The organism is Nocardia sp. CC213A, assembly GCF_030766805.1.
GTDB classification, from domain to species: domain Bacteria; phylum Actinomycetota; class Actinomycetes; order Mycobacteriales; family Mycobacteriaceae; genus Nocardia; species Nocardia otitidiscaviarum.
In genome coordinates this window covers 46,804-59,594 of the sequence record NZ_JASFXA010000026.1, presented here as the reverse complement: position 1 = coordinate 59,594, position 12,791 = coordinate 46,804, and the positions used below count along the sequence as shown (strand labels likewise).

General features: G+C 69.3%; 12 protein-coding genes. 7 read left to right on the top strand and 5 right to left on the bottom strand.

What is annotated here, in order from left to right; genetic code table 11:
* Positions 1 to 90: 90 nt before the first annotated feature.
* From QJS31_RS33220 to QJS31_RS33205, 4 genes are all read right to left on the bottom strand, one after another.
* Positions 91 to 1,635 (bottom strand): NAD(P)/FAD-dependent oxidoreductase, encoded by a 1,545-nt coding sequence (locus QJS31_RS33220; RefSeq protein WP_306358596.1) that lies wholly within the window; start codon positions 1,633 to 1,635, stop codon positions 91 to 93.
* Positions 1,636 to 1,706: 71 nt separating this feature from the next.
* A complete protein-coding gene (locus tag QJS31_RS33215) occupies positions 1,707 to 2,903 on the bottom strand; it encodes a sensor histidine kinase (RefSeq protein ID WP_282779103.1) in 1,197 nt (398 codons plus the stop codon).
* Positions 2,904 to 2,946: 43 nt separating this feature from the next.
* Entirely contained in the window at positions 2,947 to 6,159 is a 3,213-nt protein-coding gene (locus QJS31_RS33210; RefSeq protein WP_306358595.1) for a DUF4132 domain-containing protein, read from the bottom strand.
* A 66-nt stretch (positions 6,160 to 6,225) separates the two neighbouring features.
* Positions 6,226 to 6,672 carry a DUF5753 domain-containing protein gene (locus QJS31_RS33205; protein WP_282779106.1) on the bottom strand — a complete coding sequence of 149 codons (447 nt, stop codon included), beginning with the start codon at positions 6,670 to 6,672 and terminating at the stop codon, positions 6,226 to 6,228.
* Between the two features lie 430 nt (positions 6,673 to 7,102).
* On the opposite strand from QJS31_RS33205, the gene QJS31_RS33200 reads away from it, so the two are divergent.
* From QJS31_RS33200 to QJS31_RS33170, 7 genes are all read left to right on the top strand, one after another.
* Positions 7,103 to 7,537: a GH-E family nuclease gene (locus QJS31_RS33200; protein ID WP_282779108.1), complete on the top strand. Its 435-nt coding sequence runs from the start codon at positions 7,103 to 7,105 to the stop codon at positions 7,535 to 7,537.
* A gap of 91 nt (positions 7,538 to 7,628) precedes the next feature.
* Positions 7,629 to 8,147: a hypothetical protein gene (locus tag QJS31_RS33195; RefSeq protein WP_306358594.1), complete on the top strand. Its 519-nt coding sequence runs from the start codon at positions 7,629 to 7,631 to the stop codon at positions 8,145 to 8,147.
* Positions 8,071 to 8,472: a hypothetical protein gene (locus tag QJS31_RS33190; protein WP_306358593.1), complete on the top strand. Its 402-nt coding sequence runs from the start codon at positions 8,071 to 8,073 to the stop codon at positions 8,470 to 8,472. Before QJS31_RS33195 ends, QJS31_RS33190 begins: the two co-directional genes overlap by 77 nt.
* A 425-nt stretch (positions 8,473 to 8,897) precedes the next feature.
* Complete coding sequence (locus QJS31_RS33185) at positions 8,898 to 9,056, top strand: hypothetical protein (RefSeq protein ID WP_282779114.1); 159 nt, start codon at positions 8,898 to 8,900, stop codon at positions 9,054 to 9,056.
* Positions 9,023 to 9,520: a GNAT family N-acetyltransferase gene (locus QJS31_RS33180; protein WP_306358592.1), complete on the top strand. Its 498-nt coding sequence runs from the start codon at positions 9,023 to 9,025 to the stop codon at positions 9,518 to 9,520. The genes QJS31_RS33185 and QJS31_RS33180 overlap by 34 nt, the downstream gene beginning before the upstream one ends.
* Positions 9,521 to 9,757: 237 nt before the next feature.
* On the top strand, positions 9,758 to 10,981 hold the full coding sequence (locus QJS31_RS33175; protein ID WP_306358591.1) for an NAD(P)/FAD-dependent oxidoreductase: 1,224 nt from the start codon (positions 9,758 to 9,760) through the stop codon (positions 10,979 to 10,981).
* Positions 10,982 to 11,002: 21 nt separating this feature from the next.
* Entirely contained in the window at positions 11,003 to 11,641 is a 639-nt protein-coding gene (locus tag QJS31_RS33170; protein ID WP_282779118.1) for a TetR/AcrR family transcriptional regulator, read from the top strand.
* 120 nt (positions 11,642 to 11,761) lie between these two features.
* Here QJS31_RS33170 and QJS31_RS33165 read toward each other — a convergent pair whose 3' ends face one another.
* The gene (locus tag QJS31_RS33165; RefSeq protein ID WP_306358590.1) at positions 11,762 to 12,769 is read right to left on the bottom strand and encodes a PHP domain-containing protein; all 1,008 of its coding nucleotides are present in this window, start codon (positions 12,767 to 12,769) and stop codon (positions 11,762 to 11,764) included.
* Positions 12,770 to 12,791 lie beyond the last annotated feature (22 nt).

Here is a 12,791-nt window from a genome sequence, read left to right as displayed (position 1 = left end):
ATCGTAGGCCACCGGCCGGGCATCACGGGCGAACCCCGCGAATCCGGCACTATCCGTGGAGTCGATCGCGCCGGGGCCGTCCGACGGTGCTCAGGCCGTCTCGGCCCGCGCCGTGGACCTGCCGTAGCGGTAGTCATCGAGTGGAAAGTGGCGGTTGCCGCGCCGGGCCTCGAAGAATCCGGACGGCCGCACATAGGTGCTGTCGCCCTGGGAGTTCCGATAGTAGGTGGGCACGTGTCCGTTGAGTTCGGCCAGGTAGTAGCGCAGCGACGCGCCGCGGCGGTGGATGGCGCGGTGATAGGCGTCCGCGACGTCGCCGCGCACCTCGCACCAGGCCGCACCGCGGCGGCGGGTCTCGCCGATCGCGCGGACCGCGTGATCGGCGGTCATCTCCACGAAGGCGTGCCAGCCCGAACCGGTCCACGAATACGGGCCGACCAATGTCCAGCGGTTGGGCAGCCCGGGCACCGAGACGCTCTGATATGCCTGCAAGCCCTGCTCCCGGTAGAACGTCGCGAGGTCGAAGCCGTTGCGGCCCACTACGGTTCCGGGCCGATAGGTCTCCGGATCGGAGAACACCTCGTACCCGGTCGCCAGCACCAGCGCGTCGAGCCGGTGCGAGGTGCCGTCGGCCGTGCGAACGCCGGTCGCGGTGATCTTCTCGATCGGTTCCGTCACCAGGTCGACATTGTCCCGGTTGTAGGTCCGCAGATAGTCGTTCGACAGGGTGGGACGTTTGGCCAGCACGCCGAAGTTCGGGGTCAGGCGTTCCCGGGTGGCGGCCTCCGGGACCACGCGCGCCAGATAGCGCCGATACAGGGCCTGACAGCTCGCGTCGAAGCGGTCCATGGCGGGTCGGGCGATACGGCTCGGTGTGCTCACCGCGGTGCGCAGCACCAGGTCGACCGCCACCAGCGCGGTACCGTGCAGCAGCGGTTGTACACCGGGAATCGCCAGTATCCGCTGTGCCGGAGCCGGAATCGCCATATCGGGTTTGGGCAGTGCCCAGACCGGTGTGCGCTGGAAGACGGTCAGCCGCTCGACCCGCGGCGCGATGGACGGAATGATCTGCACCGCGCTCGCGCCGGTGCCGATGACGCCGACTCGTTTACCGGACAGGTCGTAGTCGTGATCCCAACTGCTGGGGCGCAGTACCGTGCCCTGGAACGACCGTGCGCCCGGAATACCCACATCCTCGCGGGGGCGGACGAACGCGCCGACGGCACTGATCACGAAGCGGGCCGTCACGGTGGAACCGTCGGCGAGCCGCAGGTTCCAGTGCCCGGCCGCGTCATCCCATTCCTCGCGCCGCACCTCCGCGCCGAAGCGCACCCGTTCGTGGACGCCGAAGCGGTGGGCAACCTCGACGTGGTAGCGCTTGACCTCCTCGCCGCGCGGGAAGATCCGACTCCAGGTGGCCTTGCGGGCGAAGGAGTACTGGTACGCCAGCGCCGGGATATCCACGCCCAGACCGGGATAGTGGTTCTCGTGCCAGCTGCCGCCCACCTCGTCGGCGCGTTCGAGCACCACGAAATCGTGGATTCCAGCGCGGCGCAGCGTCACTCCCGCCGCGATACCGCCGGGGCCCGCGCCGATGACCGCGACCTCGTACTGTGGCCCTGTTGTCTCACCCATACCCGTCTCACTTCGTTGTGCCCCTCAAAGTAAGCTGTCTGAGACGATGAGGCAAGGGTGTGGTCCGTGGATCACGCGCGGATGCCCGCGCGGAACTTCGGCACCCGCATGCTCACCTTGGTGCCCGCGCCCGGTGCGGTCTCCACGACCAGGCCGTAGTCGTTGCCGAAGGCGGCGCGCAGACGGTCGTCCACATTGGCCAGGCCGACGTGAGCGGATTCGGAACCGGCGGTGCGGGAACCGGATTCGACGGCATCCAGAGCGCCGGAGCGCAGTAGCTCCGGGTCCATGCCGACACCGTCGTCCTCCACGCTGATCACACAGTCGGTGCCCTCGTCGAGGGCCACGATGCTGACCGTGCCGCCACCGGGCCGCGGCGCGAGACCGTGCCGGACGGCATTCTCGACCAGGGGTTGCAGCGCGAGGAAGGGCAGGACCACCCCGAGCACCTCGGGGGCGATCCGGAGGCGTACCTGGAGGGCGTCGCCGAAGCGGGCGCGTTCGAGGGCGAGGTAGCGGTCGATATTGCTCAACTCGTCCGACAGCACCGTGAATTCGCCCGCCGCCCGGAAGGAATAGCGGGTGAAGTCGGCGAAGTCGAGAATGAGTTCGCGGGCGCGGGCGGGGTCGGTGCGCACGAACGAGGCGATGGTGTTGAGGGCGTTGTAGATGAAGTGCGGGCTGATCTGGGCGCGCAGGGCACGGACCTCGGCGCGGTCGAGGCGGGCGCGGGACGCGTCCAGTTCGGCCAATTCCAGCTGCCCGCACACATAGCGGGCCACCTCGGCGAGCGCGCCGAGCATACCGGGCTCGGGTTGCACGGTGGTGACGACGCCGAGCACCCCGACCGGGCCGGTGCTGTCGATCAGCAGCGGCTGCGCGATGAGGATGCGGCGCGGATAGGCCCCGTTCTCGGGTCCGGCATCCAGCACCCGGCGTTCCCCGTCCACCGCGCGCCGGGCCGCCTCGGTGAACCGGTCGGCGAGGTCGGCGTGCCCGCCGTCCCACGCCAGCAGTTGCCCCTCCGGATCGGCGATACCGAGTCCGTCGGCGGCGGTCAGGGTGCGCAGGTGCGGCGCGGCCTCGCTGGCCGACTCCTCGGTGAGGCCCCGCCGCAGCGCGTTCGCGGCCAGGGAAGCGGTGTGCAGGGTGCTGTGCACCGCGCGTTCGGCGGAGGTGGTCACGGTGCGGCGGGTGCGCGGCCAGGCCACGACGGCCGCCGCGATCAGTACGCCGGCGACCAGCACCGCCACCGCCGTCGCCGTCACCGGACGCGCCTCGGGTCACCCATGCAGGGATTATGACCGTTCGCTAGTGGCGCTCATGCCGCAGCCAGGCGATATCGCGCAGGATTTCCGACACGGTGACGGTGTCCAGGTCGCCGAAGGTGATGCCGCCGGACGTCGAGCGGGTCGGATGCAGACGCACCTCGATGGACTGTTTCGGCGAACCGTTCAGATCCCAGGTCGGCAGGCCCGGGTCGCAGCTCAGGTGGAGGACGCGGCCGTGCGGCAGCGGTTTCTCGAAGCTGTCGATGTAGCCGCCGTCGCCGGTCTCCGGGGGGAGCCAGCCGCGTGACGCCAGCCCCAGCAGGCGCGGCCCCTCGACCGTCGCACCCGCGCCGCCGAGCACGTCGCGGTCGCGGAGGTTCGTGGGGAGCGCGTGGGTCTCCCGGTCGAGCTGGGGGAAGGGTTGCAGGAGTTCGTAGTCGGCGAAGATCTCCCGCCAGGACGTGAGCTCACCCGGAAACCGGAGCGGATGGGCGACGCCCAGCACCGCATCGTCGGTGAGGGTGATCCCGTCGTCGGCGCTGTCGGCGAAGCCGCGATCCTCGGCGATACGGAAGGTGGTCGTCAGCGCATCACCCTCGTAGACGCCCCAGACCAAGCGGCGGGTCACCTGCCAGCGCAGGGGATGGCCGATGAACAGGGTGTGCAGTTCGTCGACGGTGAAGCGGCGCTGGACCACCATGGCCCGCTCCAGGCGGCGGATCTGATCCGTGGCGATCGTCCGCGCGTTCTTCTTGAGCGCGCGAAAATCCTTGTGGGCCTGCGCTGCTCGCTCCGGGTCGTCGTGGACTCCGGGCTTGGGCAGCGAGCGGACCTGGGTGCCGTCGGCGGTGGCGACGGTCGGGCGCAGCTGTTCGTCGAAGCCGACCACGAACCGTCGCGGTCCGAAGTCCAGGACGGCGGTGCCGTCCGCGCGCAGCCCCAGATCCGGCACCAGGCGATCGGCCAGTTGATCGGCGGTGAGCCCGAGCCGCTCCGCCACCGCCTCGATGCGCTCCTTCGCGCCCTCGCGCACGCGAGTGGTCTTGACCTTCTCGCCGATATGCCGCAATGCCAGCAGCGCGGCATCGGAACCGATGGCGACGAAGGCGTCCAGCGCCGACACCGAGCGCGGATCGGAACGATGGGCGCGGACGTGGTTGAGCAGCGCGGCCACCGTGTCGTCATCGCCGAAGGAGCCGAGGGCGTCGTACACCCAGCTGTGCCGGGTGGGCGCACCCGCCCGCTGCCACTGCGAGAACAGTTCCCATGCCAGGTCGGCCAGCGATGCCGGATCGCAGTGCCGATACACCTGTGCCACACCGGCATACGGCTCGAACGGGTCGGCCAGCATGAGCATGACGAGCAGATTCTCCACCGCGGCGGCTGGGAGGGTCGCGCCGTCGGCGGTACGCACCGGAGGAAGTGCGGCCGTATTGATCCAGGCCGGAACCGCCGGGAGCCGGGCGGGCAGCAGAGTGAGGGGATCGGCCGCCAGCAGCGCCGCGACCGCCGCCGTGGTCTTGTCGCCGTATTCCGCTGCGGCGCCGTGTATGTCGCCGTCGTGGCCGTGTGCCGCCAGTAGTCGTAGGACCCGGGTGGCTAGGCGGCGGTCCTTTGCCGCCGACCCGACGGCACGAGGGATCAGCACGCGGGCGACGTGGTGGGCATGGCGGCGGAGATAGCGCAGTGCCCCGGGGCGCAGGGTGCGCCGGTCCAGGCGGGTGATCGCGAGGTCGATCAGTTCCGTGCCCGCGTAGGGAACGATCGCGTCCTCCATATCGTGGGGATACTCGCGCGCCGCGGCCACGACCATCGGGTAGGCGGCGGTTTCGAACGCCGCGATGGCGGCCTTGACCTGTTTCGACGGTCCGTAGAGCCAGCGCAGCCGGGAGGCGGCAAGTATCGGCAGGGCGCGCTCGGGGCCCGCGAGCACCAGCGCGCCCAGAACCTGCTCGGTGAGCGTGCCGTCGGCGCGGCGCTCGAGGGTCTTGTCGAGATCCGCGTAGTCGTCGGGCCGTACCAGGTTCCGCCATTCCTCGCGTTCACCCGGCAGCCATGCGCAGTACGGTTCGGTGGGCGCTGCGAGTTCCGGCACCACCGCGGCGGCCTTGCCGCGTTTCCGGTTCTGCCAGGGCGGATTCCGCAGTATGCCGGGTATCCCGACCTCGTCGGTGGTGGGTTGAGAAGCCATCCGGCCCAGTTCGCTGTTGATGAGTTCGGCTGTGGTGGTGGGAAGTTCGGGTCTCAGCTGCCGCGCCAGCTCGGGGTGACCGTGAATGTGCTCGCGCAGGATGTCGCCGTGGGTGCCGGGGTCGAGCAGGCGCAGGGCCCGCATCGGGAAGCGTGCGGCCGCGCCGCGGACGGCGGCCAGCGCGGGCGGGCGGAGAATGCGGGCGGCCAGCGCCGCGAACGCGGCATCCGTGGGTATCACGCCGAGCGCGTCCGCGATCGGAACGCGCAGCGCCTGCGTGGTACCCGGGTGGTCGAACCAGTGCGTCAGCATCTCCACCACTTCGAACCCAACCCCGTCGACCACGGTGATCGCCATCCCGGGCGTATCGATGGCCAACCCCTCGGTGCCGTACCAATATCCGGTGAACAGCGAATTCAAGCGCCGCAACTGCGCCACCGACCAGGCCGCGTCGACGAGCAGCCGCGCATCCCCCGTGGACCCGGCCGCCACCGCCTCCTCGATATCCGCCGCCACCCACTCCCGCCGCGACGGCAACAACACCGACGTGACCACGCGCGCCCACCGCGACGTCCCTCGATACCGGTCCAGCACGGCGACCGCCGCCACCAACTCCTCCTCCGAACACCCCGCGAGGCGGTTGCGCAAGGCCCCCGACACCGCCCGCATCTCCCGCACCTCGCCCCGTGCGTCCCACTGCGGCGGACGCACCCACGACGGCTCGGTGACCGCCCGCATCAACACCTCGGCCGCGAACCCCAACCCCCGCACCGCACTCCACGAGTCGAGCAGCGCACGCACATCCGTCACCGCCCGCCGCCGCTCTCCACCGCTCAGGTGATGCAGCAGCTCCATTCGCCTACGCAGCAACGCCGCAGCGGATTCCACCCGCAGCGCCCCCACCTCCCCCAGTGCCGCACCCACGCCCACCGCACCCCGGGGCGCGCGCAACAACCCATCCCGTCGAAACAACAGCTGCTTCAACTGCTTTGCCGTCGGCTCGAAAACCGACTCGCCACCCACCCGGCCCGTGGCCGTCGAACGGTGTGCGGATACGGCCATCGATTCCCCTGTCAGCGCGCTCGGTGGTTCGTCGACGACTGTAGTCACCGGTACCGACGCCGGCCGCTACCGGCGTTCCTCGAGTTCGGCCATGATCAGTCGCCGAGCCGATTCGCCGTAGACGGCCTGCTCGGACACCTGCGTGAACATTCTTCCGTAGAAGGCGATTTCGCGCGGTTGGGTGACCGACAGTTCGGCGGTGATCGTCTCAACGTGGACGAGGCGATTGTCGAACATGATGAAGCCGTTCGTGGCGGGTGCCTCGTACGTGGCGCGTTCGGGCAGAATACCGGGCACTACTCGGGGCAGTGACATCGCGGTCAGCAGTCGATCGAGCTGGCCGAGCATCACCGAGTTGTCGCCGACGGTTGTTCGCAACGCCGATTCGCCGATCACGAAGGAGAACCGGTGGTCGCCCCGGTACAGGACCTGCTGGCGTTCGATCCGGATGGCGACCCCCTCGTCGAGGTCGTCCGGGATGCCCGTGTGCCCGTCCCGAGAATCCGCCGCCATTCGAGGTAGGCGACTTGGATGTGCCGAAGCGTCGCGAGCAGGTCCGGTAGCTGATCGAGGCTGTCGGAGTGCGGCACCTATATCTGGATCCACGACGGCTGCGAGCAGGGCGGAATCTGGCCCATCAACCGGCAGCGCGCCGAGGGCATCCTCTCCATCCACGCTTCCTGCGAGCCGCTTTGCCCGCGCAAGCAGCGGGCGTCCCGGTATCTCGAGGATCTGGACGCGGGCCGGGAGGAGGACACCACCCTGGCCCGCCCCGACTGGCGGGCCGCCCGTCAGCGTGCAACAGCGTTCGGCGCGTCGCGGCTGATGTCGTGCATCAGAACGCCGTTTTCCGTCTGAATCACATTGCAGCGCAAGTACGATAGGACGACGGTGGGTTTGCGGGCGCCCACCCTCACGGAAATGCTTCAGAAGGAGCGCCACGATGAGGGCCGGTTACCAGCACGAGATCGCATTGCCCGAGGACATCGGATTCGATGTCACCTGGACCCCCGACGCCGCGGTCCATCAGCCGACTGTCGACGCCTACGTCAACGGTCTGGCCAAACCGGGCTGGTACACCGATCCCAATCACCTACGCGCGTCGCGGGATACCCGAATCTGGATGTTGTCCCACCGCGAGTTCCGTCCCGTGGCCGACCCGTGGAACCCGCAACGCCAGCTGCGGATCTTCCTGTGCGAGAGCTGCCGTAACGGCGTGTCGGAGAGCGGCGTGGAACTGGGCCACATTCGGAGGTGGCGCGACCATCTGAAATACGCGGCGGTCGCGACCCCGGCCGAGGCGAAAGCGGCGTACAACGATCTCGGCAATCTGCGCCTCGAGTGCCGTTCCTGCAACGCCAGCCACGACTGGGAGTAGGCCCGTTTCGGCGAGCGTCGGTTTCGGCTCGGCTGGAGGGGTACGGCTATCGAGAATCCGGCGGTCGCCGGGCAGTCGATCGGATGGCGCCATGACCGAACCACGTTCCGCTCAATCGGGAGGTGGTGGCGGCGCCGATCAGAAGCGCCAGGACTGGGCCGAAGGGCTGGTCGCTCGGTTGGACGGCCCCATGAGCGCCCTCGGCGTGGTGTTCCTGTTCGTCGTGCTGGGGCAGACGCTGGCGCGGTCACCGGTTCTGGTCACAGTCTTGGCGGTCTCGGCCTGGGGGCTGTGGCTGATCTTCGCCGGAGAATTCCTGCTGCGACTCTACGTGGCCCCGCGTCGCGGTCGCTTCCTGCGAAAACACTGGTGGCAGGTGGTGTTCCTGGCGTTGCCGTTCCTGCGGTTCCTGCGTTTGGTGCGGCTGGTGCGATTCGTGCGCGCGGGCGGTGTGGTGTCGTCGGCCGACACGGTGGGCGAGTTCACTCCGGATACCCGGGTTTCGGGCCGGGCGGTACGGGCATCCGGCCTGCATGAACGGAAACCAGGACCCGGCCGACGAAATGGGCCCCGGCGACACGCTGAGTTCGACGGAGAGCCTGGACCCTGATGACGTACGCAACGCCGATGACGACACCGTGGTCGCACCACCGGAGGACTGGCGCGCCGCGGACAAGTACGGCATGACCGAGCGGGAACAGCGCATCGGCGAACCCCACGCCGCCCGCCTCGACGCCGAGGAACCGGACGTCAGCGCGGACCGGCGCGACCCCGACGCGGGCCCGCCCACGGAGGAATTCTCCCCACTGGACACATCCGCCGTCGTCACCGACGAGAACGCCGAGGACACCGACCCACGCCCCACCCGTCAGCACCGCGGGCAGGTCGACGACACCCCGGAAGACGGGGAGTCCTACTTCCCGGTCGTGGAATAGCCGACCCGACTCCTGTCCGAGGTTCGATCCGAGTCGTGAACCCGCGGGCGACCGGAGCAGCGGTGGCCCGACGATATCGTCACCAGCGGCGGCATAGGACCGGCGCGGCCACCAGTGCAACGTGCTGCCCGCGGGTACGCATGTACTTCGCTGCCGCCGTGCCGCATTCGCCGTGGAAGCTATAACTACCTCGGGCCGGGCCGGTGGATGTCGGCTGGGGCGGCGATGGTCCTCGGTGACTGCGGGTCACCACGTCCGGTACTGTCGAGCTACCCCGCGATCCACTGTTGGAAGGGTGCTTTTGTCGAGGTGGTCCCACGTCCGGGGCGAGGTCCTCCAGCGAGTGAGTGCCGCCATCGCCCTTGTGGCAGGTGTCCGCCGCCGACCGCTGGTGGAATCGGCCGAGCACCTACGAGCTACGACGAATGACTGTGAACGCGGCGACGCAGTCGGCGGAAGAGCAGCCGCTGCACTCGATTTCGGTGATTTACGGCACGGCCATGATGAACCGACCGGGACCGGCGGCGCACCGGATCCGGCAGATCGTGCTATGCGTGACGACGCCCTCGATGTCCGTCGACTGACCGCCGAGGATTGGAAATGCCAGCGAGAATTAACTTTTCGTTCCATCGCGGACGCACCGTGGGCGTTCAAGACCACCCTCGAGCAGGCGTCGGCGCGGACGGAGCAGGAGTGGCGCGCGCTGGTCGAGTCGGCGATGAGCAGGTTTGTCGCGACGCGGGATGGCAAGCCGGTCGGCAGTATCGGCACGGTTGCCGATCCCGAACGATCCGACACGTTGGAGATTGCCGCTGTGTGGGTTGCCCCCGAGGCACGCGGAAGCGGGGCAAGTGACCGGCTGCTGCACGCGCAGCTGCAGTGGGTGCACGACAACGGTTACCGTCGAGCGGTGCTGTGGGCTCGGCAGGACAACGCTCCGATGCGACAGTTGGCCGAGCGGCACGGCTTCGCTCCCACCGGTCGTACCAGAGACAGCCCGGGCGGCAACGCCATTCCGACAGTGGAGATGAGCCGGGACCTGTCCTGACGGCCGAGCTGACCTGAGCCGCTGCGCCGCCGCGCGGCCACATACGCATTCGCCAGCACGATCGCACATGCGGAGCGACCGCACGCCGCCGCGAACGGTGACAGCACCGGGGTCAGGAGCATTCCCGGTGCCGATGGTTCGTGGGTACTCGGATTCTCGAATCCATAGTTACGAGTCCGTAGTTACGCTACCGTATCAAACGTCGGAAGCGAGCGGGCAGGACAAGGGGAACCGTCGATGAGTGCGAACTGTGTGGTGGTGGGGGCTGGGCCGGTGGGGTTGGTCGGGGCGCTGGCGTTGGCGCGGCGGGGTGTGGCGGTGACGGTGGTGGAGGCCGAGGGGGTGGGGCGGGTGCGGCCGGGGAGTCGGGCTATCGGGTTGTTCGCGCCGACCGTGCGTCGGTTCGATGCCGTGCTGCCGGGGCTGGGGGAAGCTGTTGCGGCGGCGGGCATTCGGGTTCGGGGTTATGACGCGTACTACGGGGAGCGGCGGGTGTTCGGGTACCGCTCCCGGCGCGGCGTGCTGGGGCGGGTGATGCCCAGTGAACTGCTGGGTGTCAGTCTGCCGCAGACGGTTACCGAGAACCACCTGTACGAGGCGTGCGTGGCGCACGGCGTGCGGTTTCGGTGGGCGTCGCCGCTGATGCGGTTGTCCAGCGGTCCGGACGGAGTCGAGATCGAGCTCGAAACCGGGGAAACTCTTTCTGCCGCATACGTTATCGGGGCCGATGGGGCGCGCTCGCGGGTTCGGGACGAGATCGGTGCGACCCTGCGGGGTGCGCCGGACGACACCCGATTCGTCATCGTCGACGTCGCCGACCACCCCGACGGCACGACACCGCGTATGCCGGGCTTCTTCCAGTACAACTGTCCCCGCCTGGGCGGGCGCAATGTCATGCATATGCCGTTCCAGGGCGGGATGCGCATCGATCTGCAATGCCTGCCCGGCGACGACATCGACTACTGGTCCGGTCTCGACGGCATCCGGCGGTGGACGGCCGAGGTCGTCGACCCCTGGTACGGGGAGCATGTGACCTGGGTGTCGAGCTACCGCTTCCACCAATCGGTCGCCGACACCTACACCGACCCGCACCGGCGGGTCCTGCTGGCCGGCGAAGCCGCACACCTGTTCGCGCCGTGGGGTGGAAGAGGGCTCAACTCCGGGGTTTTCGACGCCACCGATGCCGCCACCGCCATCGCGCACGCCCTCCGCACTCCCGATCCGCACCGCGCCCGCCGCACGATCGAGCGAGTCGCCTGCCACCGGCGCGCCTGGGGCATCCGCAATCGGGACCTGTCGTCGCGCGCCCTGCGGATCATGCGCGCCGCCGAGCCCGACACCCTGCGCGTCCGTGATCGGGCGGCGCGTCTCGCGCCCGTATGCTGGCCCGCCGGAGCCTGGCTGGCCAACGCGCCGCTGCAAGTGGCGCCGCCACCGGTCGGGTTGCGCGGCCTGTACTGAGCACCGCATACGGTGAACCGTATGCCCGCTCCCCTCGAGTCGCCGCGGAAACGCCAACCGCGCATGGACCTGGAAGTCCGTCGCGTCCAGGTTCTGGACGCCGCCCTGCGGCTGGTTGTCCGCGACGGCTACGCGTCCGCCACCATGGAGGCGATCGCCCGCGAGGCCCAACTCGCCAAACCCCGTGTCTACGCCGCCTACCCGGGCCGCGGCCCGCTCCTGCTGGCACTGCTGGAACGCGAACAGCGACGCACCATCGATACCCTCGCGACGGCCATGCCACCCTTCGACGACGACAGCGACTTCGAAACCATCCTCACCACCGCCGCCACCAACCTGCTGCACGCCGTCGTCGAACATCCGGAATCCGCCCTGCTGCTGACCGCACCCGCCGACGACGCCCCCGCCGAAGTCCGCGAACATGCCGCCCGCGCCCGCGCATTCGCCCGCGACAACCTGCGCGCCCTCATCGAATGGGCCCGCCCGCGCCGCCCCGACCTCAGCCGCCTGGACCCCGAACTGCTGTCCATCGCACTGCTGGCGGTCGGCGAACAACTCGTCCGTCTGGCCGTCACCGACCCCGACCGCTACCCCCCGGCCCACCTCGCCGCATTCATCACCGCCGCCGTCGACCATTTGAGCCATCCGGCCGGGACCTGATCGCAGCTCGCGGCCGGACCGGTGGCGGTCGCGTTGACCCGCCAGGCAACCCACGATGATCACGACACTCGGTGGGATCACAGGGCAGCGCGAGCTGAGCCGGCGCTGCCCGTGCTGCCGTCAGCCGCGGGAAGCCCACGCCAGCAACTCGTCCACCGGCCAGGTATTGACGATGCGCTCGATCGGGATGCCGTTGTCCACCGCGCGTTGGGCGCCGTAGCCGAGGAAGTCGAGTTGGCCGGGGGCGTGCGCGTCGGTGTCGATGGAGAAGTGGCAGCCCAGATCGCGAGCGAGGCGGAGCAGGCGGGTCGGTGGATCGCGGCGTTCGGGGCGGGAGTTGATCTCGACGGCGGTGCCGTGATCGCGGCAGGCGGTGAAGACCGCTTCGGCGTCGAAGGCGGATTCGGGGCGGCGGCCGCGAGAGCCTTCGACCAGGCGGCCGGTGCAGTGGCCGAGGACGTCGACGCGGTGGTTCGCGACGGCGCGAATCATCCGCCTGGTCATGGCGGCGGATTCCATGCTGAGCTTGGAGTGGACGCTGGCCACGACGATATCGAGGCGATCGAGGAGAGCCGGGTCCTGATCGAGCGAGCCGTCGTCCAGAATATCCACTTCGATACCGGTGAGGATGCGCATGGGGGCGAACCGTTCACGCAACTCGTCGATGACGTCGAGCTGTTCGCGCAGCCGCTGCGCCGACAGGCCGTTGGCGACGGTCAGGCGCGGCGAATGATCGGTGAGCGCGCAGTACTCGTGACCCAGGGTGCGGGTGGTGTCCATCATCTCCGCGATGGGCGCCGAACCGTCGGACCAGTTCGAGTGCAGGTGCAGATCGCCCCGCAGCGCCGCGCGCACCGCACCGCCACCCAGATCCCTTGCCGCCGAGCGTAATTCGATCAGTGCGTCGGGTTCGCGACCGGACCACGCCTGGGCGATGACCGCGGCCGTCTTCGGTCCGATACCGGGCAGCGACTGCCAGGCGTTGGTGCGACCCAGCACCTCGCGCTGGGCCGCGTCCAGCCGTTCGACGATATCGGCGGCCCTGCGGTAGGCCATGACCCGTCGGGTGTCCTCGCGGGCGCGGTCCTTCCAGTACGCGATCTGGCGTAGTGCGACGACGGGGTCCATGCCTCCAGTGTGCCCGGGAGTG